Origin of the sequence: Methylobacter tundripaludum SV96 (assembly GCF_000190755.2) — a bacterium.
Lineage (GTDB): Bacteria > Pseudomonadota > Gammaproteobacteria > Methylococcales > Methylomonadaceae > Methylobacter_A > Methylobacter_A tundripaludum.
Genome location: NZ_JH109154.1, coordinates 75,911 through 101,546, shown reverse-complemented (window position 1 = coordinate 101,546; position 25,636 = coordinate 75,911). Strand labels below are relative to the sequence as shown.

Genomic DNA, 25,636 nt, shown 5'->3' with positions numbered 1-25,636 from the left:
GGCCGAATTATAGCAAGTATACTGTCTGGCGGTGTTATTTAAATAACAGCCAAGGTTCAGAGTAGGATGAAGCATACGGATACCTCGTTATGTTTACCTCATTCATCGTCGGCCTTCGCATAATAAAAGCATTTAAAAATGCACCTAGGTTTTAACTTGGCAGCCATTTACAATAGCTCTACTTTGTAGAAATTCTCTGTCGTTATATGTCCAAAAAATCCCTCCTTTTATTAATGCTCTTTATCATCGCTGCATTAGTCGCCGTTGCCGTTTATTTTGCACCGACCATGTTGCAGAAAGCCGATATTACGCCGCCTGCGACCGTTTATAACCGATCTGGAGAAACCGTCGCCGTAGAAAAGCCTTGCTCTAACGAACATCCCGAATGGCGGCAGGCGCAAGTTATCGATGGTGTGAAAATTAATGAAGCGCCGTCATGCGAACCGGACAATCCTTACGACATTGCCGTTGCCGTCAAAGGCGCCAACAACGTGTCGATGCAGACCTTGATGCAGACGCATCTGGCCCAGGACGCCTTGACCATGACCGATGACCTGGACGGCGATGGCGATCCCGACGTTATCCGTATCAAACTGGAAGTCGCGGAGCTAAATGGTGCGAGTCCCGACGGCGATTTCCTGATTAACACTTACGACATTGCTCCCAGCATCCAGCCGGGACTTTGGGTTTTTACACCCAAATCCAGCGGCATGGCGCTTAAGAACTTCAACTCGCTGGTCGCCAATCCGCTGCTGCGTGCGCCATCGCCGGTGATTCGGGTTGAACAAGGCGACAAGGTTTATATCACGCTGGAAAACACCCATTATTTACCGCACACCATCCATCTTCATGGTGTTGATCATTCCTGGGTAACCGCTGCCGGTGACGATAATGACGGCATGGAAGAACACCCGGTGTTCCCCGGCAAAAGCCACACCTATGAAATCCAGCCCCGGCATGCCGGAACCATGTTTTATCATTGCCACGTCCAAACCGCCCAGCATTACATGATGGGCTTGAACGGCATGTTCATCGTCGAAGAAAATCAGCCGAATAATTGGGTACAGACCTTTAATATCGGTGCGGGGCAAGTGCGTCATCCTTCGGTTGCAGTGCAAAAATCCTACAGCCAGGAATACGATTTGTATTATCAGTCCGTCGATAAAAAGCTGGCGAAAATCATACAAAATGCCAATGATCCAAGGCTTATCGCGCACCGGATGAGCCGCGAATACAACATGACCGAATCGTTTGAAAACTACTTCATGCTGAACGGCCATTCCTTCCCCTACACGCTACGGGACGCGGTGATCGTCGCCAATGACAATGAAGATATAAAACTGCATGTCGCCAACGCCCAACGCTCTTTGGTAGCGCTGCATATCCACGGCCATAAGGCCACCATCACCGCTTATGACGGCGTTGAACAGCCAGCCGGGTCGCAGATCACGCGGGACGTATTCGATATCGCTCCGGCGCAACGGCTTGATTTGCGTCTGCGCACCCAAAACAACGGCTTGGACAGCTACGGTCCCGGCCTGTGGATGTTTCATGATCATGTACCGACCGGCACCACCACCGACGGCATGGAACCGGGCGGCAACATGGCCATCCTCGCCTACAAGCCATTGCTTGACGAGCAAGGCATGCCGAAAATGCATGATGCCCTGCTCGACCAGGTATTCAACAAAGATTACTATGCCAAAAAACAGGCGGTTTGGGGAGAAGGTGACTTTGCGCCGTTACTGGGCGAAGCCGGATTAATTGCACCCGACTATGTTCGCATCGTCGTTTTTGGCTTGGCAGCCGGATTAGCCATAGGGCTGATCATTCTTGTGGCGCTGGTTTATAAACGGAAACAAAAGCTATGAAATGTTTAGTGACACTCCTGATAATGCTGGGCCTGCATTCCCACGCGGCACTTGGGGATGAGACCATGGCAATGATGCATCACGGCAGCATGATGATGGACGAAAAAGGCATGATCATGAATGCCAACAGCGACAATCTTCCCAAGGACTGCCCGAAGATTTCCGGCGACGTCAACATCACCATCCACGCCGGTCAGAAACACGCGCTGAAATTCCCCGGTAAAATGTTTGCTTTTGACAATCAGGAATGGGATGTCAAGCCCTGCTCCCGAATCAACATCACCTTCATCAATGATGACCAGATCCGTCATCAGTTAATGATTCACGGCTTACCGGGCTATATATACCCTCAAGGCATGTTTCATCTGGAACTCTACGGACAAGGCGAATTAAAGGCCTCATTGATTGTGCCCAGCCAGAAAAAAACCTATCTTGTTCATTGCGAGTTGGCGCAACACATGGAAAAAGGCATGAAGGCGCAATTAAAAGTCGATGGCGGCGATGGCGATTTACCCAGCATTCCCGGCATCAGCAAGCCGGTCAAAGCCGATATTTATCCGGTAGATTGGAATCAAACGGCTTGGGCGGTGTTGATTGTTTGTGCGTTGATAGGCTGCGTTATTCCGTTTTTTGTTATAAGAAATAAACGGTAAGAATAGCCAGGGCGTGCCGTGCGCGCTTTTTCCGCTGCCGAAATAATTTTCCAATCCTTTGGCGCGTACGACACGCCCTACTTTCCGCTCCACCTAATCATTGCTGTCGAGGGTTTTATGAAACAGTTATTATCATTCATCGTAATTTCCATGATGTTAGTTGTTTGCCAAAACGCATCAGCACGAGAAAAAGCAACAAAATCGGTTAAGCCCAGCGCATTGCAGTGTGCCGCTTTTAGTCCCTACGTGGGCAAGCTCAACCCCGATTACGGCGCACATCCGTCCAAAGAGTTAATTGATCAACTATTGGACAAATTAATCAAAGAAACCCCGTTCCGCTGCATCATGACCTATGGGGTCATGAATGGCCTGGAATACACCTTTGCCGCCGCCGAAGCCCGACATCTTAAAGTCATTGCAATCATTTGGCTGGATAACGACATCGCCGTCAATTCGCGATCCATAACTGCAGGCATTGAGGTCGCCAAAGCCTATCCCAAAACCATCATAAAGCTAAGCTGCGGCTCCGAAGTCAGAACCCGTCACAACTATGCCTTTGACGGCGAAATCAGCCGTTGCATAAGCGCCCTGCGCGAAGCAGGCGTAGTCCAGCCGATCACCACAATCGATACCTGGTGGGAGTGGTGCAACCGCGTATCACCCTGTCACATAACCAATTTCGGCGCGCAAGTCGATTGGATAGGCATCAATGTTTTCCCGTGGTGGGAAAACAAGCATTCCGACGTTCTTCCCTGCACTCCGGCAAACAAGGCGGCTGATTTTCATATTGCGCGAATTGAACAACTGCGCCGGACTTATCCCGGTAAAGAAATAATCCTGACCGAATTCGGCTGGCCGAACGGCCCCGAAGGCGGCATTGAAACCAATAAGTTCACCCAGCAGCGTTGCGGCGTTGCCGGCAAGAAGAATCAAGCCTTGGTCGTTAAATCGACCTTCAAAAAACTAGCCGAAAAGGGCTGGTCGGGCGTAGTATTTGAAGCGTTTTCAGAAAACTGGAAACCTGGCGAAGAAGGCGACTTCGGCAATTTCTGGGGAGTTTGCCAGGGAGAGCCGCCTTATACTTGCTTAAGGTTTTAGTGCGCAGGATGAGCCGACCAAGCTAAGCACACCACTTAGTCATACGCCTGGTTCTTTGGCACATCCCACAGCCCATAAAATATGATTACGCATTACAAACAACGGGGTTTATAATCGCCGCTTTTTGAAATTTACAGTACGCAGGATCTGTTAAGCACAGAGCGCGGCACTAAATGATACGTAGCGTGACCGTGTCGCCGAAAGCGCCTATTTTTTGGCGCTCGGACAATCAGGGTTAAGCGAATGAAACCGGCACTCGTGCTTTTGATTATCGATTTTTTTGAGAACAGTTTTACATGACTAAAGTTAAACTAACGCTACTTATTTTAAATGCCGTATGGTTGTTTGCAGTGTCCGAAGTCAGTTATGGTCGCCATGCCGCCATCATTATCGACGCAGATAACGGCAACGTTTTACATGAAGTAGAAGCAACTCAGTCATGGTATCCCGCCTCGCTCACAAAACTGATGACACTGTACATGACATTCGACGCGTTGAAAGCGGGTCAAATTCATCTGCACGACACCTTAACCGCATCAACTCGCGCGTCACAGCAACCCAACAGCAAACTGGGTTTGAGACGCGGCGAACATTTAACCGTCGAAGACGCTATTTTAGCCATTATTACCCGTTCTGCGAATGATGCCTCTGTTGTTCTTGCGGAACATCTGGGTGACACGGAAGAGAATTTTGCCGTTAATATGACGGAAAAAGCGGATTCATTGGGCATGTATAACACCCATTTCATGAACGCGACCGGCCTTCCCAACAACTGGCAAGTGACTACGCCCAGAGATATGGCCGTTCTGGCATGGAAAGCACAGCGCAATTTTCCCGAGTATTATCATTACTTTTCTGCGCACAGCTTTAATTACAAAGGGACAGAGCTGCGAGGCATCAACAAGTTTACAGCCAGCTATCCCGGTGCCGAAGGTATGAAAACAGGATTTACCTGCGGTTCCGGTTTCAACCTGATCGGCGCGGCGCATCAAAACGGCAAACACCTGATCGGCGTGGTGATGGGCGGTATGACCAGCAAAGAACGCTATCAGTTAATGATGCAAAAAATGGATGCCAGTTTCGCTAATTTAACCAACGTCGATTCTGCAAGAAACATCAACACCATGCCTACAAGCTCAGCCGGCACCCCGCCCTACCAACTTGATTGCGGCAATGGAGCCGCTACGCATTCAATACCAACCTCTAATCAGGTCAGCTATACGCCTAAGCACAAAAATATCAGTCGAATCAAAACCAACATTAGAGGCGTTAACACGGTTCGACCTAAAACTATCACTAGGGTCAAGACTAGCATTAAACCCATTAACAAGAGCAAGCTTCCGCCTAAAGTTATCAAACAGGCCCAAGCCAGTATAAAACCTGTCAGCAAGCTCCCGGCTAAAAGCAAAAACTTTTATAAACCCAAAACCGATATTAAGGTGGCCGGTAAAACCAAGAGTATACAAAAGGTTGCGCTTCATTGAGGTAAATTGTTTGTGAGGAATCAATGGGGTTAAAAATCAACGCCACCGACCGCATTGATTCTATTGAGAAAATGAGAACGGAGCCCGATGTTCATCATCACACTCATTTTCCCCTCAAACTAAGGCCAAATTTTTCGGGCTCCGTCCCCATTTTCTCCCATTTTCTCCGTTGAACAATCCCGGCGGATGGTAGCATTGCCTGGCTTCATCAACATACTCTGGCGCGGTTGACAGTAAGGAGTTGATTATAGTTATGCTGAATCGTTACGCTTAATAGGCAGCCAAATTGTAAACGCCGCTCCTTTACCTAGCGTGCTGTCTACAACAACCCTACCTCCATGTTTGGCAATAATGCCGTAGGCCGTCGATAGCCCTAAGCCGGTGCCCTTGCCGACCGGTTTAGTGGTAAAGAAGGGATCGAATATTTTTTCGATATTTTCAGGCGGTATTCCGTAGCCGTTATCGATAACCGAGATAGTAACCCAGTCATTTTGCCGACGCGTCCGTAAAATAATCTGCCCTTTTTCGCCTATTGCTTGCGCGGCATTAACCAACAGGTTAAGCAATACTTGGTTAATTTGATGGTATAGGCATTCAACCATCGGCACATCATCGTAATCCTTGATGACTTCCGCTTTGTACTTAATCTCGTTCCAGGCCAGGTTTAACGAGCTATCCAATGCCGTATTCAGATTGACTTGCTGCCATTCGGAGTCTCCGGGATGCGAAAAATCGCGCAAATCCTGGACAATTTTGCGAACTCTCCCACTCCCATCGATTGACTCTCCTATCAATTCCAGCACGTCTTGACGCAAAAACAGTAAATCGATTTCCTGCTTGGTTTCGTCTATCCGTTTTAGCGTATCAGCCGGCGCATTGGTTTCTAGTAAGGCATATTCGTCTATCAAGCGCAGTAAGGAGCCGACGTAACTTTTTAGGATATTGAGATTTGAGCTGATAAATCCGATAGGATTATTAATTTCGTGAGCAACCCCGGCGGCCAAAAGCCCTATAGATGCCAATTTTTCGGATTGCAGCAGCTGGCCGCTCATCTCTTTCAAGCGTAAGTGTGCCGCTTCCAGGTCTTGAAGACTGCGTTGGAGACATTCTTCGCGCGCTTTAATTGCCTGCCGAGACTTAAATAAAGCCGTATGTGTGGCGACCCGCGCCAACACCTCTTCCGTCTGGAAAGGTTTGCATATGAAATCGGCGCCGCCGACATTAAAAGCGGCCAATTTATCTTCAATGTCGTTTAAAGCGCTAATGAAAATAACCGGAATTTCCCGTGTCATGGGGTCGTTCTTGAGCTGCCGGCAAATTTCGTATCCATCCATACCCGGCATGCGAATATCCAGCAAGATAAGATCGGGTAGGTTATATGCAATTGATTTTAAAGCTACTTCTCCATTTATCGCCGGACGTACATTGTAACCTCCCGATTGCAGAATCTCGCTCAAAACACGAAGGTTATTCGGCAGATCATCCACAATCACGATATTACTGCATGTATTAGTTAAGCTATTCATCAGCGAATCTTAATTTGAGAAAACGGGTGCCTGATGATGGACTGTTCGCAGCAAGTACGCAAACCATAAAAGAATCCAGTGAATTCACGGAAAAGGCAGGCAGATTCTGAGGCATCGCCAAAATGAGCCAGGGGGTCAAATGAGTCAGGGGGTCAGGCCTTACATTTGACACTCCCCCTCTTTTCAGCCTGTTTCACCGCCCGACTCACGGTGGCGTAACTCACGCCAAAATATTCGCCCACTTGGGCAAGTGTATAGTGTCCACTCCAATACGCTTGGGTCATACATTCGTCGCGGGTTTTATATCGCTCAGCATAATAACTCAATGGTTTTACAGGAGCTTGTTTTTGCTTTTTGGGTATATCTTTAAGCGATTGCTCTGGGTTAAGCTTGCATTGCATGTTGTTTACAAAACCATCGTCACCCAGAAAAATCTGATTTTTCAACTGTTGCCAAGGTGAAGACTGTCCTTTGCCTTCTTGAACAAACTCGCGATAGCGTTGCTGTGCGACGATTTTTGTTTCGGCAAATCCGGCGAGTATCCATTCGGTGGTTAAACAGGCGTCGTTGTCATCGTATCCAGCCGTTGCACGATAGCTGCTCCACCGCCACTCTGCTGCATTATGCACCATTTGAGCACGCACCGGATTCAAAGCGATGTAACGTGCCAATTCCAGCAAGTGGGAATCTTTTTGCACCAGTATGGCTTTGAATCGGCCTTGAAATACATGGCCTACACGTTGATGTTGACGATTGAAATATTGCGTGTAAGTGCCATTGAGAAACTTCATGCCTTTGGACAAGGTTGGCGTATTGGTTTCAATCAACAAATGATAGTGATTGTCCATTAGACAATAAGCGTGACAATACCAGTCATAGCGATTGACCGTATTCTGTAGCAACATCAAAAACTGCTGACGATTAGCATCATCTCGATAGATATCTTCCCGAGCATTACCTCGCGCAGTTACATGATATAACGCCCCCGCAAACTCAATTCTTAAAGGCCTCGCCATCTGTATATCCGATACGAAATTAAACTGACAAAATAGTAAGGCAGCATGATAGATATGTCAAATGTAAGGCCTGACCCCGGCTTTTTTACGTCGGGCGACAGTTTTTCGTTGCCCGAAATTCCGGTGCCGTAAGCTGGGTAGAGCAACGCGTAACCCAGAATTAATGCGAACAACGCTGGGTTTCATTACATTCAACCCAGCCTACTGCACTGTTTTTATATTTAAACATCAAAATGTCGGCCATAAATGTTGGAATGTTAGAACTGACCCCGTCTTTCGCTCAAATTATCAAATATTGCTTCCAATAGGTTTAAGGTAACATTGATTTGTTCTCGTTCAACCGAATTCATCATTCGTTTTTTATCGATAATCTCGCTATTAATTCTTTCCATATCTAGCACGAGTGGAAACAGTCGTTCTTCCCAAAACTCACCCCCGATTATATTCCCAACCGCTTCAATTCGATTAATTAGGGCATTCAAACCGAGTGTTTCCTTTCGATAGTCCGCTATTGCCATTCGAATTTGCGACAATTGTCGACTTAAAAATTCGTCCATCAAATCCTCGTTCATTTAGTGATAACGGTAATGACACGGCCCGTGTCATTATCTGTAATAACAACAACACGACCATCGGCACTAGTGTTCTCGGTGCGTGAGTCTGGGTAGCTCTTGTCCGGACTTGAATTTCCGTTCTCAATGGCATCTTCGACCGCGCTTGGAGGAACACCGCGGCCTTGCATCTGATCGAGAGCGTGACCGCCATAATCTCTATCACCAATAGTCGTTGGAGCATTTGTACCTTTAGGCACATCCATTGGTGAGCCACGTTGACCTGTTGGAGTGCTCGGATGCTTGTCAGTAGCTTCATTAAACATCTTGTTGATGCCGTCAAAGCAACCTTTGATGGCTTTCTGGCATAAAGAAGGATTGGACGCACAAAGAATAGCAGCTACGCCAGTTCCGATGACAACCCCTGGTATGATAACTTGAGCAAATTGTCCTGTCGGATCAATCCTGTTAACCGGATTCCCACCCACATATACATAGGTATTAATGCCTCCGGCTAGCCCAATCGGATCACTCTGCCGATACCGCCCCACCTCCGAATCATAATCCCTAAATCCATTATAATTCAGCCCCGTTTCCTTGTCGTAATACTGCCCCGGAAAGCGCAGGTTGTAAACAAATCTTTGCCCATCCCGGTCGGGGTCTTCGTCGGCTTTTTTGCTACCGAAGGCGTGATGATGGTCGTCGTCATGATCTTCGTTTTCGACCGTAGCGCCAAAAGGATCGCTGTCCCAACGCCAGACGACTCTGCCGGTGCGGTCGGTAATCGCCCGTGGGCTGTTGAGGTGGTCGGCATAGACGAAGTAATGCTGGTTATTTGCCAGCACGGCTACCGGCATGTCGCCTAGCCAGACGGTTTCCTGTATTGCTTTGCCGTGTTGGTTGTATTCGCCCAGCAAGTGCCCGGCTTGGTCATAGACGAAGTAGATGCCTGCTGGCACATCGTTTTGATGGTTGTCTTGCTCATTGCGATGGTGGTCGGTCTCTGTTTGCTTGCTGTCATGATCGTCATCTTTGGACTTTTCATGTGCGTGTCCATGGATTTTCGCCACGCGTTGCCCCAGCCCGTTGACCCGGTATTGTTCAGTGCCGTGGCCGATGCTGGAGGCCTGCACCATCCGGCCTCTGCCATCATAGGCAAAATGATGATAGCCGTCGCCGGTTATGTGGCCTGCGGCATCGTAGCTGTAGCTTTTCAGGGTCTGGAGCTGGTTGTCGGTGATGGACAGCAGGCGGTTGCTGATGGCTTCGATGTTAAAGCTTTTGCCCTGTGCGCCACCTTGCTGTTCGGTGCGGTTGCCGTTGGCATCGTAGCTGTAGCGGGTTTGACTGGTAGGGTCGGTGTAATTTATCAATCTTCCCAGTGGGTCGTAACTGAAACTTTGGTCGTAGTTGAGGTCGGAGTCTCTGTAGCCGGTGATGCGGCCTGCGGCATCGTAGGTCAACTGCCGCGACCGGTCGCCCAGGTCGTAGTCGATGAGGCGGCCATCCAGGTCGAAGCTGCGGCTGGTTTGGACGCCGTTGCCGAACATCCAGTCTTGGGCGGGGCCGAAGGGTTGGTAGTGGATGTTGCTGAGCAGCGATGAGCGGTTGGCGTCCACTGCGCTTATTTGGCCGTTGCTGTAGGTCAGCTGTACGACTTTGCCGGATGGGTAGGTGAGCGCGGTGAGTTGGCCGTTGCTGTTGTAGGCGTATTTGGCTACCAGGGTCAGCGAACCGGTGTTGAAGCTTTTGCTGGTCACTTTACCCTGTAGGTTGTAACTCCAGCGGGTGGTGCCTGACTCATCGACCATCTGGGTCAGGTGGCCGGTTCCGTTGCTGCCCTGGTCGTAAGTAAAGGTAATGGGCGGTTTGTCGGCATAAGTGACTTGGCTGACGCGGTTTAGGGCGTCGTAGCTGTAGTTGACGGTTTGTCCCCGGGCATCGGTTCTGTTCTGGGGATTTCCGGCATCGTCGTAGCTGACTTGCGTTTGACCGGTATCGGGGCTGTCGGTGCTCAGCTGGTTGCCGAAGCCGTCATAGCTGTAGTCGGTGATGTGCGCCAAGGGGTCGGTTATGGATAGCGGGTGGTCATGGCTGTCGTAGCTGCTTTGGGTGACTTTGCCGGTGGGGTCGATGCTTTTTATTAAGCGGTTGAGCGGATCGTAAGCGAACGCTGTTTTGTTACCCAGCGGGTCGGTGATGGTGGTGACATTGCCGTTGGCGTCGTAGCCGTAGTTGGCGGTCTGGTTTTGTGAGCCTATGGTTTTCGCCAGTCGGCTGAGGCTGTCAAAAACCTGGGCGCGGGTACGGGTCAGGTTGTTGGCGGGATCGGTGACTTGGCTGCTGAGGCGGTTGCCCATTTTATCCAGGGTGTAATCGATATGGTTGCCCAGTGTATCGGCAATGCTCACCAGCCGGTGGGCGTTGTCGTAGCTGTAGGCAATGGTGGAGGCGTCCGGCAAGGTGACGTTGATCAGCTGCTCTGCGGCATCGTAGTTGTAACGGGTGATTTCTGTGCCGACGCCTGAGGCAACCGGTTTTCCGCGCAGGTCGTATTGGAAGGTGGTGATTAGGCCGTTGGGGTCTTTAAGGGCTAACGGTTGGCCGTTGGCGTTATAACTGGTGATGGTGGTGACATGGCCCAGTGCATCGGTAACGGTGTTGAGGTCGCCTTTGGCGTCGTAGCTAAAGTGTGTGACGTCGTTAACGTCGCTGCGCGGCCCGTCGATGGTTAAGGGTTGGCCGTTGGTGTTGTAGGTCAGTGTCCAGGTTTTGGTTTGGCCGTCTGCGCTGACGATCTTTTGCAGCAGGTTGCCTTGGGCATCGTAGCTGAAGGTGGTGCGTTGCCCGGCTTGGTCGATTTGGCTGGGCAGACGGTAACTGGCATGCCATTGGCTGCTGGTCTTGCGTTCGCTGCTGTTGGCGGGGGTGTAGCTCGCCAGATCGGCGGGGCAGCTTGAGCCGGGGGCTAGGCCTTCTATCCGGGTGGTTTCAAGGTTGCGGCTCAGATCGTAGGCATAGCAGCTTCGGTTGCCGTTGAAGTCGGTGCGGCTGGCGGTATTGCCGTTGGCATCGTAGCTGATGGCGCTGGCAGCGGCGCTGCAACCTGCGCCCGCCGGTTGGTCGCTGCCGATGCTTTTGACCACGCCTTGCAGGGTTTGAAAGCGGTGGGTACGCGCGGTGCCCAGCGCATCGGTGACGACGTTGCTATTGCTGCCGTAGGCGACGCTGACGCGCTCGGCTCCGCCTGCGTGTTGGGTCAAGACGGCCCGTTTTTGGTTGTCGTATTGGAAGGTTGCAAAGCGGTGGTTGTTCTCGTCGATGATACCGGTCAAGGCATGCGGCATATCGACGCCGACGTTGGCGGATTCGTTATACAGGTAGGTGCGTGTGGTTTGATCGGGGTAAGTCGCTGTCTCAAGGTTGCCGGTGGCATTGTTGTAGCCGTAGCGATAAAGGCCGTCTGCCGGATCTTGCAGGGTGGTAACGCGAAGGTTGCTGTCGTAGCTCAAGGTCAGGCTGCGTCCGTTGGAATGGGTGACGGCGGTCAGCAGGCCATTGGCATCATAAGTCAGTGTTTGGCTAGCGCCCGAGCGGCTTTTGATCGATTGCAGTTGGCCGGTGGCGTTATAGGTTTCGACGCTGCCGTCTTCGGTGGTTAACAGCCAGGTATCGGGTGAGGCGCTGCGGCTGAGTTTCAGGTTGACATCGGCAGGCGACGACCAGCTATTGCCGGTTAAGGTAAAATCGTAAGCGCTGCCGTCGGCGCGGTAGGCGGTCGCCAGGCTGCTGTTGGCGGCGCTGGTAATCGAGCGCTCGTAGCTATGCCGCCAGCCGCTGCCGGTTCCGAGGCGTTCGCTAACGGTTGAGGCATCGCTGTTGTAGGTGCGCTCGAAAACCAGGGGGAAGTCGCCAGCGCCCTGATAATCAGTTTCAGGCTGGTATTTGTTGCCGGTGCCGATGTTGATGGGGTTGCCGCCGCTTGAACAAAGTGGTGGCTTTCCGGTGTTTTTGAGGGGGATGACGGCAGGGGTAGACGGTAATTCACAAATGCCGGTTGTTGCGTTTCTTTTTTGGGGGGCTATACATGCAGATGCATAAACACATATATCCTCATAAATGTAATAAGAACCACCAGCGGGACAATATTGATAAGGAAATAAAAAAACTGTGAGAGTCCAAACGCCGTTTAAAAATGCCTTGCATTTTAGACCGCTCCATTGCGATGGATTATACCCCGCAATTCCATAGGTATAAGCCGTCCCGTATAACGCTGACAACCCTGATTGTGTGCATTGCGACTCGGCCGTTAAAGTGAGCGCTGGACCAGTGTTAGCCGCCGGAAAAGCGCCTGCATTCGCAATGTTTGACGACAATATCAGTAATAAGTATAAGATTTTACGCATGGGAAAAATCACCTGTTACCGCGTAAACGCATGACATATCAGATAACAAGAAAAGAACATCATCAATCATAAAATCATCACCTATAAAAAATGTCATGCCATTCTTATAAATTATCAATTTTATAAAAACAGCTAAAAGTATGTTCTAGCAATGCTAGGTTTTAGGCTTTCCTACGATAATCCTATCGGTTCTTTAATTTAAGAATACCCAAAGTACATCGCCCCCTCATCATCAATTGCGGTCATGCTCCGAGCACCCATGACATGCACTCAACCGCAGGATGTCGGACAAGAAAGTCCGGTATGATTGAGGGGGTTAAGCGATGGTGTCATCGTCGGCCATAAAATTGCAGCTGTATATCGGCCAAAGCTGATTTTTCTGTAAGCTTAAACTGATTTTTTGTAAACCTAGCGCTATCAATGATCCAAATTGGATGTAGCGGCTTTCATACAGATAAAAAAGCATCTACCCCTTGAAAAACCAACATTCACTCACCCGTATTATGTTTTTTATTGAAAAACATAGCTTAATCTCCTATTCTCCACGCTGAGGTTTTGACCAGATGTTAAAGCCCTTGCTCACTATGCTCTAAACTACTCGCATTGGAGACTGTATGAAGATTGGTATACCTAAAGAGATCCACCCAGGTGAAAAACGTGTGGCCACTACGCCTGAGGCCGCAGAACAAATTATAAAACTGGGTTTTTCCGTCCTGGTCGAAAGCGGCGCGGGGCTTGCCGCGAATATTTCCGATGAAGCCTACAAAGAAGTGGGCGTTGAAATCGTTGACAATGCCAAGACGCTGTGGAAATCAGCGGACATTGTCATGAAAGTTCGCGCCCCAGAGCAGCATCCCGAGTTGGCGCTGGACGAAATTGACATGTTGTCCGAAGGCGGCCGTTTAATCAGTTTTATCTGGCCTGCGCAAAATGAAGAATTAATGCAGAAACTGGCGGCCAAAAATGCCACGGTTCTGGCTATGGATAGCGTGCCGCGCATGTCCAGGGCGCAAAAACTCGATGCGCTCAGTTCTATGGCCAATATTGCCGGTTATCGCGCCGTTATTGAAGCCGCGCAACATTTCGGCCGGTTTTTTACCGGACAGATTACCGCCGCCGGTAAAATTCCACCGGCTAAGGTGTTGGTTATCGGTGCCGGTGTTGCCGGTCTTGCCGCCATCGGTACGGCAAAGAGCATGGGCGCTATCGTCAGGGCTTTCGACACCCGCCCCGAAGTTAAAGAACAAATTGAAAGCATGGATGCCGAGTTTTTGATGCTGGACTTTAAAGAAGAAGGCTCCGGCACCGGCGGTTACGCCAAAACCATGTCCAAGGAATTCATCGAAGCTGAAATGGCCTTGTTCGCCAGACAGGCGATGGAAGTGGACATCATCATCACCACGGCGCTGATTCCCGGCAAACCGGCACCCAAGCTGATTACGGAAGGCATGGTCAAATCTATGAAACCGGGCAGTATTATTGTCGACCTGGCTGCCGAACAAGGCGGCAACTGCGCCTTGACCGAGAAAGACCAGGTGGTGGTAAAACACGACGTAACTATTATCGGTTACAGCAATTTACCCAGTCGTTTGGCGAACCAATCGAGCCAGCTTTATGCGACCAATCTCAGGCATTTATTGACCGAACTTTGCCCCGAAAAGAACGGCACGATCAACGTCAATATGGACGACGAGGTGATACGCGGCACCACGGTCATTAAGGAAGGCAAGATCACTTGGCCGCCGCCACCGCCCAAGCTCTCCGCAGCCCCTGCCCCGCAAACCGAAGCACCCGCTTATTCAGCGGCACAAGAACAGCAAAAACCAAGCGTGATTAAGCAGTTTATGCCGTTAGTTATCGCCGGATTGGTTCTGTTCGGCATCGGGTCGGTCGCTCCTGCTTCGTTCATGACGCACTTTACCGTGTTTGTGCTGGCGTGTTTCATCGGTTATCAGGTGATATGGAATGTCTCGGCATCGCTGCATACCCCGCTTATGAGTGTAACCAACGCCATCAGCGGCATTATTGTGATCGGCGCTCTGGTACAGGTTTCCGCTCAGGACCAGAATATCAGCATCCTTGCCGGATTGGCGATACTCATTGCATCTATCAATATTGCCGGTGGCTTTTTAGTCACTCGCCGTATGTTAGAAATGTTCAGAAAATAACAAGGAGAATATGATGTCCCATAGTTTAGTCACGATGTCTTACATCGTCGCCACCATTCTGTTCATTTTTAGCCTGAGTGGGTTAAGCAACCAGGAAACCGCCCGCAAGGGCAATTATTACGGCATGTTGGGCATGGCGATTGCCATCATCGCTACGGCATTAAGCGCATCGGTTACCTCGTACGCTATTTTAATGGTTGCCTTGCTGATCGGCGGCGCTATTGGCGCTAGAGCCGCATTAAAAGTCGAAATGACGCAAATGCCGGAACTGGTCGCCATCATGCACAGCTTGGTGGGTATGGCTGCCGTGTTGGTGGGTTATGCCAATTTTATGGACAGCTCTATCAGCCTGGTCGGTGTAGAAAAAAACATCCATGAAATAGAAATTTACATCGGTATTCTTATCGGGGCTGTGACTTTTTCAGGTTCGGTGATTGCTTTTTGCAAACTCAGCGAACGTATCAGCGGCAAACCGCTGTTATTGCCGGGTCGTCATTGGTTAAACCTGTGCTTACTGGTTGCAGCCATCGTTCTGGGCTGGATGTTTTTACAACAAACGGAAAACGGCGGCGGTTCTTTACCTTTATGGATTATGACGGGGATTGCGCTGGTGTTCGGCATACACATGGTTATGGCTATCGGCGGCGCTGATATGCCGGTGGTGGTGTCCATGCTCAACAGCTATTCAGGCTGGGCGGCGGCGGCAACCGGTTTTATGTTAAGCAACGATCTGTTGATTGTGACCGGCGCATTGGTCGGCAGCAGCGGCGCAATCTTGAGTTACATCATGTGCCGCGCGATGAATCGCAACTTTATCAGCGTTATTGCCGGTGGTTTCGGCACCGGTTCAGGTGGCGAAGCCGCAGTCGTTGAAGGTGAAGTTACACCGATCAGCGCTGAAGAAACCGCACAATTATTGCTGGATGCAAAAAACATCATGATCATTCCAGGATACGGTATGGCGGTTGCGCAAGCTCAGCACACCGTTAATGAAATTACCAAACTGTTGCGCGATAAAGGTAAGAAAGTGGGTTTCGGCATCCATCCGGTTGCAGGACGAATGCCCGGTCACATGAACGTGCTGTTAGCCGAAGCCAAAGTACCTTACGACATCGTTTATGAAATGGACGAAGTCAATGAAGATTGGGCGCATGTTGACGTATCCATCGTGATCGGCGCCAATGACATTGTCAATCCGTCAGCGCTGGATGATCCAAACAGCCCGATTGCCGGTATGCCGGTGCTGGAATGCTGGAAAGGTGAAACCACCGTCGTGCTTAAACGCAGCATGGCGTCAGGCTATGCCGGTGTGGGTAATCCGCTATTCGTTCTGGAAAACACCCGCATGTTGTTTGGCGATGCCAATGCGACTATGCAGGCGGTATTGAAAGCGCTGAAGGGGTAAGCATTCACCACGAAGACACGAAGACCACGAAGACCACGAAGACCACGAAGACCACGAAGACCACGAAGAAAAATCGATGTAATAACTTCGTGGTCTTCGTGTCTTCGTGGTTAGTCGTTTATTTATAACACTTGTTTATCTGTAACAATCCCACCATTTTCCACACGATTCCGGCCATTATGTTTGGCTCTGTACAAGGCGGAATCGGCCGATTTAACCAAGCGGGTAGCGATTTCACCGTCTATTGAAATAGATGTACCGTCCGGCACGTAAGTTGACACGCCGATAGAAACGGTAACCGAAACGGAAATATCATTAACTGCAATCACCAGCGTCTGAATCGCTTTGCGTACCCGTTCGGCAGTTTCCAGGGCCTTGGCCTCATCGGTATTCGACAATAACGCGACAAACTCTTCTCCGCCGTAACGGACAAACACGTCATTGTCTCTTAATTGGTGTTTTATGGTGGCGGCTACCAGAGACAAAACCAGGTCACCACCTTGATGACCATGCTTATCATTGACTGGCTTGAAGAAATCTATATCAAAAAACTGGCAAGATAACGGCTCTGCATTGCGTTGACTGCGCTTTAATTCTTCGCCGATGCGCTGTTCCAAAAACCGTCTATTGTTAACCCCGGTTAATACGTCGATATAACTGATTCGTTTTATCTCTTCGACGTGAAGATTATTTTCCAGGCACACGCTAATGACAGAACTGAGGTGTTCAATGAAATCCGTAGCCATATTATCGGCGAATCTATCCAGCTGATAGCTGCCGAGATTTAAAGTCCCCAGGTATTTACTCCGGCGAGTTAAGGGTGTAATGGCAACGCTGGCGGGTTGTTTTTCAATATGCGGGAAAAAGTCAGAGCATTGGCTATTTTCATAAACGCCAATATAGGGTTGAATGGCGGTTGATTTTATAGACGTATCACTATCCAGCAGCATTAAGCCGTTTTTTGAGTTGCACGGGTAACCATTATCAATAAGCGTTTTTGCTATTTCACCTGTTTCGTCGATCAGGCACAAGCTGATCATATCAAGATCAAAATAGTTTTTAGCTTCTTCAAGCAGGTGGTCGATGGTATCCGGTAAGGAATTGAGCTTGAGTAATCTTATTTCGAACGCCCGAAACTTCTGTAAAGTAGCGCTGTTTTGCTGAACACGCTTAAACAGGGTTTCTAAATGGCTTTGTAACGCGACTAAATCAGTGGTTAAATCTTCTTCCACGTTATTCTCTGAAAAATTAAGGCAACCCTGTAAGCCTAGCAGTTTCCTGAAAAAAATTCAGTCAATCATGTGTCTAGTACACAGATTCTTGAGATTTTTTTGCTCTTCATTTTTTATGCCGTTGCTCAGCCACATCCACGCAGGCAATGGATACAACCATCAACAAACGGTATGCTCCTGGCATATTTTCTCACTATCGCTTTGGCTAAGCTGTTCTTTGGTCAAGCCGCAAAAAAAACCATCCGACGTTCTGGTGAAATATTTGCACGTTTTACAAAGCCCGAATGATTGGGATTTGTTGGCTTTTTGCAGTGCGGTCAGTGCGTTAACAAAAACGTTTTCCTGGCTTTCATTTTCGTTAAAGATTGCCGAGGCTTGACTGTATAAATCTTCCGGACGAGCTTTATTCAAGATGGTATCGCCTTCCGTCAAAAGGCTAAGATGCACCATGCGCCGGTCATTTACATCAGCTGTTTTTTTAATGTAGCCCTTTTTTTCCAGCAACTGTAAAGTTTGGGATACGGTACCACGGGTCATGCCCAAATAATTGGTAAGCGCTGCCGGAGTGTCGCTATAACGGTTGCAGCGAGACAAATAGTCCATGACCTGCAAATGGACCGGTTGCAAGCCTAGTTCAGTACATTTTTTACGTTCTTCAGACCGGATCAGCGCTGACATCCGCTCGATCAGATCAAATACATCAACTTTTTCCATAGAGCCTGTAAACATTTATTAATGTTGACAAAAAAGGCTATTTTATCACAATTAATTAAGTATCGAATCGATATTGCTAAGTAAATTTTTTAACCGCCTTTGGAATTCATTTTTGCGGCTAAATAAGCTACAGCAGCGGCAGGAGCGCAATCCGCTGTAGTCATGCCTGACTGAATTGCGGCTACCGGAAATAAATCGGAAAAATCCAGGTAAGGACGCTCTAAGTTCAATGCAACCTGTTCAACCAGAAATCGCCCTACTCCGGCGCCGATCAGTGGGCTGTCTTGCAAAAGCTCATGTTGGGATAACCGGGTTTCGCAGCCGCGTTGTATTTGCTGTATTTGCTGGCCACGGATGTTTTCGGCAAATTGTTGCCAGCGCAGTAGTTCCTCGGGATAAAAATCGCAACCTATCATCCGCGATAACCGTCTGGCGCTGGCGAGAACTGTTTTTTCCGCGCCATCCGCCGTATCGGTTTGGTCATGTATCTCATTGAGTTCGCCGGTGACCCGATAGACATCGGCCATGGTGGCGAAATACTCGGCCATCAGGCCTATTTTTTTGCCTTGATCCAATGCTGTTTGCGTAACGGCCATCACGGCGGTTCTGACGATACCGGTATAAATCAACTCTTGAGATATTAAACGCTGGTAATCGGTGTAGCCTTCCGCCAGCACTTGCCCGTCATTGAGCAAGAGTATATCCGTAGTAGTGCTGCCGCTATCGACAAAAAGCCCGTTGCCCAGCTTTTGCGCGGCAAATGAGGCACTCGCCAGCCAGTTGGCGGAAGCGATGGACGCATAATGACTGACTTCAACCTGCGTGGATTTCAGGAAGCCTTCCTGACCCGCAAAAACCAGTATTTCCGATCCCGGCAACAGATCGGTCATGGTTTGAATGATTTGCTTGACGCCATCATCCCGATTATCAAACAAATCAACCAGCTCACCAGTCATGGTTGTAGCATGACAAAGGTTTGAGTCGGGTAGCTGCTGCATAATAGCGGTTACAGCCTGTTGCAGTTGGTCCAGTCCCTTCCATAACGGACACGGTTGCTGATAAACGGCGATGATCTCACCGGCGCTATTGATTGCCGCCGCTTTGACATGAGCGCCGCCTATGTCCCAGCCCATGATATTAGCTTGCATGAGTTTCCTGTTTTGCTTGAACGGTAATGGGCCTGTTGTAAGCCTGGTTGAGTATCGGCTCGCCATGCACTAACTGCAAAACAGCCTCGGCAATATTGATACCTAAAGCATCGTATATACCGACAAACGAAGTGGTCAGGCGGGGATTTATTTCGAGCACCCATGTCTCGGCAATTGCTCCCTGCATTGCTCTACCTCCTGCATCCATGCAGTCGTGATCACTTTCTATCAAATCGATACCTACATAACCCCACAACTCAGGCAAGGCTCGGGCTATTTTATCAATCAATGGCTGATACCGGCCAAGGTCGGGATGGTGATTCACCACGATGTCTGTCAAGTGATATTGCTGTTTGATGAACTCAAAACGCTGCAAATTGGCACACACTAACCAGCCGCGGCCTTGCTTGAATAAGCACGAAAGACTGGTTTTTGCGCCTTGAAGATGCGGCTGCATGACATATTCGGCAATTGCTCCCTGCATTGCTCTACCTCCTGCATCCATGCAGTCGTGGCCTTTTTGTGTAGCCATCCGCTCAAAGTCCTGCCGAGTGGTAAGGACATAGCTGTCTGCACAACCCACGCCATCAACCGGTTTAACCATCCATTCACCGGGGGAGTAATCATCATCAAAGATACGGGTAGGAACGGCGGCTATATGATGACGGTTGAGCCGCTCATAAGTCTTGAGTTTGTTACCGGCAATAGCAACGGCCGTTGCAGGCGACGTCAGTAATATCTTGCCTAATGATTCAACCGTTTGACACAGGTTTTGTAAAATACCGTCAAACTCCGGCGCTATCGGCCATACCAGATCGCATTGCTTAACCAGTCGCGCAAATTCTTCTGTAACATCATGCTCAGGCCTGATGATGACGGTATTTATGCCCGTCATGCTTGCTGAATCGTTAAGTCGCCAATCCATCATGACTGTGATTTCGAGACGGTTTGACCGGGTTTGGTTTAATCGGGTCAGGTTATCGAGCAATGCATTGCGCATCAACCTCCCTTCCTCTGCCAATGAATCCGACAACGCCTGCTTATTAAAGCCGCCGCCAGTGATATACTCGAACACCAGAATTTTCACAATATTCAATAAACAGCTATAAAATAAACGTTATATTGTATCACCAGCAAATCCTGCTTCATGAAAATAATCCCGGTAATAGATTTAAAAGACGGCGTAGTCGTTCACGCCAAACAAGGCCATCGCGAGCACTATCAACCCATTAACACTGACTTGTGCAAATCATCTGATATTTTTCAGGTTATTGAGGCATTCCTGGGTGTTTATGAGTTTGATACCTTCTATATTGCAGACCTGAATGCGATTACTCATCAAGGCAGCCATAATCATTTAATAACTGACGTACTGACTCGTTTCCCGCAAATAACATTCTGGATAGACAAGGGTTATCAAAAATATGACGAGGCCGCACAGCTTCCCGGCAACACTCTGCCTGTTTTGGGCAGTGAATCTTATCAAAATGAAACCATTTCAGAAATCAAAGCCTATAAAAACAACTTTATTCTTTCGCTGGATTATTCGAAGGCAAATGCGTTGGGTGCGCCTAGTCTTTTTTCAGATCCCACTTTTTGGCCGGAAAATATCATCATCATGACGCTGGAGCGCGTAGGCAGCAACCATGGCCCCGATCTGGAGAAGTTAACTGAGTTTTGCAGGCAATACCCGGACAAAAAATTTATTGCCGCAGGCGGTATAAGAAATAAACAGGATTGTGTGCTTTTAAGTAAGGCGGGAATTCATCAAGCGCTTGTTGCCAGTGCGTTGCACTCACGCACTATTAAATCTGAAGAGATTACTGAAATTTCAGGCAAAAAAATACCCCATTAAACCGGGGTATTTTTACCATTCTTGATAACTAAATAAAACTTAGTTAGCAGCAAATGGATGTACAGCAGTACCTTTAGCAGCAACAACTTCAGCAGCAGTAGGAGTACCGGCAACAGCACGTTTCAGAGCTTCTTTAGTAGCTTCGTAGTTGTATTGTTGGATTTTAGCATCGTCTTCTGCAGCCCAGTGAATGAATACACCAACTGATACGAATAAATCATCAGCTTCAGCAGCAGGGATTGTGCCGTCTTCTACACAATCAGCAACAGCCATAGCAACACCGCGTTGTGCTGGGCCAAACATTTGAACAGCTTGCTTTGCGCCTTTGATTGTTACTTTGTTGAACATAACAGTTGAAGGTTTTACCATCAAGTTAGGTGCAACAACAGCTAACAAGCTAGAAAAGCCGTCTTTGTTGTTTGTTAAGCAGTTTGCAAACGCTGTTTCAGCAGCTGAACCACGTGGTCCAACCATCAAATCGATGTGAGCAACTTCGTTGCCTTCACCAACTAAAGATTCGCCAACGCATAATTTATTAATCTTAGCCATGCTTATTATCCCCTGTGAAGAAAAAAATGAAAAAATTGAATCTACTATCGACATTGTTAATGTCCCCTTATTTGTTTTTAACAAATTCCTTTTGAAGCCCTATTAGTAACAGTATTGTTACTGATTAAGATCCTCTAAAAATGCCGTTAATACTGTCGCCACAATCATGTCGGCTGTAGTACCCGGATTTATACCATAAATCTTAAGCTCCTGATCCAGACAAAAAAGCAATGGCTCTATTTGCTCAGGATTATCAGTTTTAGACAGCTCCTCACTGAGCTGAGCCATTTTGGTAGCTATCATCTCAGAGTACTGATCTCCGTATTTCCTTTCGATATGACTATCTGGAAATTGACTCAGCATGTCAGCATACGCTGACACCGCGGCCCAATTCCTGTCACCCCATCGATCAAGACTGGCATTATACCTTAAAAGTAGGAAATTAAAAATATCTTGATAATCAGTTGTGTATTGGAGCGCAATACGATCTTTTGTGCTGGCTATTTTCATCGCCTCAGTCAATGTAACCGAGGCTTTTTCATTAACATCCTGTTGATCGGAGCTGCCCAAACCGCCCGGTGATGCTAGTGTTATGGCCTTAAAAACCCAGTCAGCATCTTCTACCGTTGTATCGAAAATAACCTTGCTGACCGCTTGTCTTAAGGTTAATTCTGGATCCTTGAGATTTATAGCCTGAATCAATGGCGCACAAAGCAAAATAATACCTAAATTGGTGTTGCATCCTACTGCCTCACGCGTTGCTTTGACGGCGTAATAAATTTTCTCGCCCAAGGAGTAATCGGGATTGCAAAGAGGCTCCGCACTGACCTCGGCGCTAGCTCTGAAATCAGCTACGGTCATATCATGACCCTCTGCATAAACACTGACATTGCCGGGTTTAAACGCCTGCACGTCAACCTCGCAGGCTTGCCGATAGAGCTCGCTGAGCTGCTTTGGCGAAACCATCAGGCGGCGACAGTTTTTTTGTGCATCTTGCGGGTGATTAAATCGTCCGCCATCAGCCCGGCAATATTGATATCGCAAACGCTTTCCAGGCCTTTCCATGCCGGTATGCTGTTAACTTCAATAATCGTGCAACGTCCGTCCCTATCCCGAATAATATCGACGCCGGCATAATCCATGGCTAATGCAGTCGTCGCTTTAACGGCCAAATCGACCATTTCGGGCTCCAAATCAATCAGCTCGCAGCTCGCGCCACGGGCAACGTTATTGAGCCAGAATTTTCCGCGTCTGCGCATTGCGGCAACCGCCCGACCGTTAATCACAAACACGCGGTTATCTGAAAACCCCTCACCTTCGCAATGAACAAAACGTTGCAGATAATAAACGCCGTGACTGCCGGTCAGCCAAAACAAGTCCGTCGTTTTTTCAATACGGCGTATGCCTTCACCCTGCGAACCGAACAAGGGCTTGCTGATCAGCAAATTACCCTGTTTTAATTCAGCTTCTGCAATCCTCAACGCTTCGTCACGATCACGCAACACCCAGGTCATCGGCGTCGGAAGCCCTGCATGGTGCAGTAAAAAACTGGTCATGGCCTTATCGACACTGCGCTCTACCGCATGTCCGTCATTGTAGACAGGAATCCCCATAGCCTTTAACGCATGCAGAAAATCCAGGTACAACACGACTTCCTCAAGCGAACCGCCGGGCACGCCGCGTACAAAAGCCGCATCGGGAAGCGCGTGTTCAAAGCCTGGAATAAAGATTGGCTGCCTACCGGGTTCGATTGCAAACCGGCACTCTGTCAGCGAAACGTAATCGCAGCTATAGCCGCGACTGGCAAAGGCCAAGCTTAATTGTTTGCCATGCCAGCCGGGATCATCGGTAAAAATTGCTATTCGACCCACGCCTACGCTCTACGCCCCAAATGATTGATCCAGCAAGGCATTATCCAGCTTGCCTGCGCGGAAACTTTTGCCTGACTCCACCGCAGTCACAATAACGCTGGCCGGACTGAACAACATCGCGTCGATTTTAAAGAAGTCGTATTCATACTGCTTGAAGATATCCGCAAACGGTTTGCCGTAATCTTTAGAGGTTGAACTGGGCAGTTCATTAGCCAGTTTTTCAGCTTCTTCGTCGCTGCCTTTTACAAAGATATGCACCTGACCGGCAAACAAAATCGCATCGTTAGTTCGGCCCATCGCTTTAACAAAATTAGGGTGCGGAGGGCAGATCGGCGCACTACCGCTACCGTCGATGATATTTTCCAATGGGAAGTGCAAGGCGTGAGCCTTATGCATAGCCACTTCAAGCACCCGCGCAACCACTTGTACGCCACCAGCCAGACTGCTGGTCGGAGTAACGATGATGGTCAGTTTGGATGGATCGACCTTGCAGGCGGCGGCGACTTTTTCGACGATTTCAACCGGCGGCACCGCATCATTTTCAATCACTAACACAGTGGAATCGTTGCTGTCCTGATACTCCAGTTCCTTGTATAACTCTTCAACCGGTTCCTGCTTGCCGTCTTTCAGCTTGGTAGCCATAGCGCGCGCAGGTCCAGAACCCAATGCGTAATATTTCTCATGAGACAAACTCCAGCCTGCATATTGACTACCCAAACAACCCAGAACCGGATTTCCTGTGTGTACATTGACAGACAATGGCCAGTTATCGGTATAAGTGCTGTGACTGATGGTTACAGTGCCCATGCCGCCCAGGCAGATTTCAGCAATAATGCGCCCCGCCTCGATCCCGCCCGGCACTTTAATACCCGCGTCGATGATGGTGCAGCCATTGGCTAACTTTTCCACGCCTAAACGCAATTTGTCCGCATTATCGAGCAAATGCTGCACCAAGGGCTGGGTCAATTTATTAACGCTGGCTGTATATTCCATGAGGATCAAAACCTTCTAGTTTATTAATGATAAGTTGTTGTTTAGTCAGCAGCTGCTCTGCAACTGACCGTGAGTTTTTTTGGTGCGCAATAATACTGCACAATGGCTGTCCTGCGCGACACATATTGCCGGGTTTTGGCAAATCCATGCACCAATCCGGCCATTCGAAATGATCGGGAATAATTAAATCATGCTCGGCATAAATGATTTGATAGCCGGTTTGTGGCGGCGACTTCAGTCGCCCAACTTCTGGTGACAAGGCGACTGAAGTCGCCCCTACATGCCTGTTCAGCAAATCCTGATCATATAACTGCATACTGGCAGAAGGCCTGGGATTTATTTCCAGAATATAACTGCAACCGTCCGCATGAATAAAATCCAGCGAATTTAAGCCCTTTAGCCCAAACGCCGGAACTATTTGTTTTAACCAGTCCGTTAGCACCGTTTTTTGCGCATCCGACAGATCGGCGTTATTGATTACCCCTGAAAAAACAAACTCCTGAGTTTGGCTTAAACGAACCGGCCATTGCCTGTTAAAACCGACGACTTGCACCTGCTGTCCGTCAGCTAAAAACAGCACCGAGTAGGATGCACCGGCTTGAAATCTTTGCCAGTAAACCGAATTATCGACAGCACCGCCATCATAACGTTGTATCCCGATACCGCCCTGCCCTTGCATAGGCTTAATCAGCCAGCCCTCGGCACAACCAGGTGCGCTAAAAACAACATCGGGATGCGGAATATTTAACGCATTCAGCGTTGAAAAAAACGCCGGTTTATCCAGTTGCATTGCAAAGGCGTCGGGATCATTGCCCAGCATAACCAACCGACTATTCAGGTAAAACAGGCTTTCCGGATAGCATTCAAAACCGCTGCCGTAAATGACATGGGCTACGGCATAACGTTCGATAAAATAATCTACAGCAGGCGCTAAATCTTGTTCGGCTAATGACTTTACCTGACGGAAATCTTCCGCATAACCTTGCATGTCAAGATCGGCAAACAGGTCAATGACCAAAGGCTTTAAGCCCGCGTGTTTTGCAGCCTGCGCCAGCATGCGTCCTGAGCCGGCGACTATCAATATCGTTTCCACGCT

General features: G+C 48.8%; 20 protein-coding genes. 7 read left to right on the top strand and 13 right to left on the bottom strand.

The features are described from left to right. Positions 1 to 233: 233 nt before the first annotated feature. The 4 genes from METTU_RS20170 (at position 234) to METTU_RS20155 (ending at position 5,106) form a co-directional block, all read left to right on the top strand. Positions 234 to 1,871, top strand: a complete 1,638-nt coding sequence (locus METTU_RS20170; protein WP_006893869.1) for a multicopper oxidase domain-containing protein — start codon at positions 234 to 236, stop codon at positions 1,869 to 1,871. A gap of 8 nt (positions 1,872 to 1,879) precedes the next feature. Continuing rightward, on the top strand, positions 1,880 to 2,524 hold the full coding sequence (locus METTU_RS20165) for a cupredoxin domain-containing protein (RefSeq protein WP_254258124.1): 645 nt from the start codon (positions 1,880 to 1,882) through the stop codon (positions 2,522 to 2,524). Between the two features lie 117 nt (positions 2,525 to 2,641). After that, entirely contained in the window at positions 2,642 to 3,622 is a 981-nt protein-coding gene (locus METTU_RS20160) for a glycoside hydrolase family 17 protein (RefSeq protein WP_040581700.1), read from the top strand. A gap of 296 nt (positions 3,623 to 3,918) precedes the next feature. Next, the gene (locus METTU_RS20155) at positions 3,919 to 5,106 is read left to right on the top strand and encodes a D-alanyl-D-alanine carboxypeptidase family protein (RefSeq protein WP_006893867.1); all 1,188 of its coding nucleotides are present in this window, start codon (positions 3,919 to 3,921) and stop codon (positions 5,104 to 5,106) included. Positions 5,107 to 5,357: 251 nt separating this feature from the next. Here the strand turns inward: METTU_RS20155 and METTU_RS20150 are convergent, their stop codons facing one another. The 4 genes from METTU_RS20150 to METTU_RS20135 form a co-directional block, all read right to left on the bottom strand. Beyond that, a complete protein-coding gene (locus METTU_RS20150) occupies positions 5,358 to 6,632 on the bottom strand; it encodes a response regulator (protein ID WP_006893864.1) in 1,275 nt (424 codons plus the stop codon). A gap of 152 nt (positions 6,633 to 6,784) precedes the next feature. Then, positions 6,785 to 7,648 (bottom strand): transposase, encoded by an 864-nt coding sequence (locus METTU_RS20145; RefSeq protein ID WP_006893863.1) that lies wholly within the window; start codon positions 7,646 to 7,648, stop codon positions 6,785 to 6,787. Between the two features lie 257 nt (positions 7,649 to 7,905). Next, positions 7,906 to 8,220 (bottom strand): hypothetical protein, encoded by a 315-nt coding sequence (locus tag METTU_RS20140; RefSeq protein ID WP_050897824.1) that lies wholly within the window; start codon positions 8,218 to 8,220, stop codon positions 7,906 to 7,908. Continuing rightward, on the bottom strand, positions 8,217 to 12,605 hold the full coding sequence (locus METTU_RS20135; RefSeq protein WP_006893861.1) for an RHS repeat-associated core domain-containing protein: 4,389 nt from the start codon (positions 12,603 to 12,605) through the stop codon (positions 8,217 to 8,219). The genes METTU_RS20140 and METTU_RS20135 overlap by 4 nt, the downstream gene beginning before the upstream one ends. Before the next feature lie 614 nt (positions 12,606 to 13,219). Here METTU_RS20135 and METTU_RS20130 point away from each other — a divergent pair. Both METTU_RS20130 and pntB read left to right on the top strand, forming a co-directional pair. Beyond that, entirely contained in the window at positions 13,220 to 14,773 is a 1,554-nt protein-coding gene (locus METTU_RS20130) for a Re/Si-specific NAD(P)(+) transhydrogenase subunit alpha (protein WP_006893859.1), read from the top strand. 13 nt (positions 14,774 to 14,786) lie between these two features. Continuing rightward, entirely contained in the window at positions 14,787 to 16,178 is a 1,392-nt protein-coding gene (pntB, locus tag METTU_RS20125; protein WP_006893858.1) for a Re/Si-specific NAD(P)(+) transhydrogenase subunit beta, read from the top strand. A 122-nt stretch (positions 16,179 to 16,300) separates the two neighbouring features. Here pntB and METTU_RS20120 read toward each other — a convergent pair whose 3' ends face one another. The 4 genes from METTU_RS20120 to METTU_RS20105 all read right to left on the bottom strand — a co-directional run bounded on the left by METTU_RS20120 (position 16,301) and on the right by METTU_RS20105 (position 20,359). Further along, on the bottom strand, positions 16,301 to 17,410 hold the full coding sequence (locus METTU_RS20120) for a GGDEF domain-containing protein (protein ID WP_006893857.1): 1,110 nt from the start codon (positions 17,408 to 17,410) through the stop codon (positions 16,301 to 16,303). Between the two features lie 159 nt (positions 17,411 to 17,569). Continuing rightward, complete coding sequence (locus tag METTU_RS20115; RefSeq protein WP_006893856.1) at positions 17,570 to 18,124, bottom strand: MarR family winged helix-turn-helix transcriptional regulator; 555 nt, start codon at positions 18,122 to 18,124, stop codon at positions 17,570 to 17,572. An 89-nt stretch (positions 18,125 to 18,213) separates the two neighbouring features. Next, positions 18,214 to 19,272, bottom strand: a complete 1,059-nt coding sequence (locus tag METTU_RS20110; protein ID WP_006893855.1) for a hydantoinase/oxoprolinase family protein — start codon at positions 19,270 to 19,272, stop codon at positions 18,214 to 18,216. Continuing rightward, on the bottom strand, positions 19,262 to 20,359 hold the full coding sequence (locus METTU_RS20105) for an ATP-grasp domain-containing protein (protein WP_006893854.1): 1,098 nt from the start codon (positions 20,357 to 20,359) through the stop codon (positions 19,262 to 19,264). Before METTU_RS20105 ends, METTU_RS20110 begins: the two co-directional genes overlap by 11 nt. A 60-nt stretch (positions 20,360 to 20,419) precedes the next feature. Here METTU_RS20105 and METTU_RS20100 point away from each other — a divergent pair, with 60 nt between their 5' ends. Continuing rightward, positions 20,420 to 21,127, top strand: a complete 708-nt coding sequence (locus tag METTU_RS20100) for a HisA/HisF-related TIM barrel protein (RefSeq protein ID WP_006893853.1) — start codon at positions 20,420 to 20,422, stop codon at positions 21,125 to 21,127. 39 nt (positions 21,128 to 21,166) lie between these two features. On the opposite strand, the gene fae is transcribed toward METTU_RS20100, so the two are convergent. The 5 genes from fae to METTU_RS20075 form a co-directional block, all read right to left on the bottom strand. Then, the gene (gene fae / locus METTU_RS20095; protein ID WP_027150261.1) at positions 21,167 to 21,676 is read right to left on the bottom strand and encodes a formaldehyde-activating enzyme; all 510 of its coding nucleotides are present in this window, start codon (positions 21,674 to 21,676) and stop codon (positions 21,167 to 21,169) included. Positions 21,677 to 21,793: 117 nt separating this feature from the next. Continuing rightward, the gene (locus METTU_RS20090; RefSeq protein WP_006893850.1) at positions 21,794 to 22,642 is read right to left on the bottom strand and encodes a triphosphoribosyl-dephospho-CoA synthase; all 849 of its coding nucleotides are present in this window, start codon (positions 22,640 to 22,642) and stop codon (positions 21,794 to 21,796) included. Continuing rightward, complete coding sequence (locus tag METTU_RS20085; protein ID WP_006893849.1) at positions 22,642 to 23,547, bottom strand: ATP-grasp domain-containing protein; 906 nt, start codon at positions 23,545 to 23,547, stop codon at positions 22,642 to 22,644. The genes METTU_RS20090 and METTU_RS20085 overlap by 1 nt, the downstream gene beginning before the upstream one ends. A gap of 9 nt (positions 23,548 to 23,556) precedes the next feature. Continuing rightward, positions 23,557 to 24,540, bottom strand: a complete 984-nt coding sequence (gene mch / locus METTU_RS20080; protein ID WP_006893848.1) for a methenyltetrahydromethanopterin cyclohydrolase — start codon at positions 24,538 to 24,540, stop codon at positions 23,557 to 23,559. Then, positions 24,518 to 25,633, bottom strand: coding sequence for an ATP-grasp domain-containing protein (locus METTU_RS20075; protein ID WP_006893846.1), 1,116 nt, complete (start codon positions 25,631 to 25,633; stop codon positions 24,518 to 24,520). Before METTU_RS20075 ends, mch begins: the two co-directional genes overlap by 23 nt. Positions 25,634 to 25,636 lie beyond the last annotated feature (3 nt).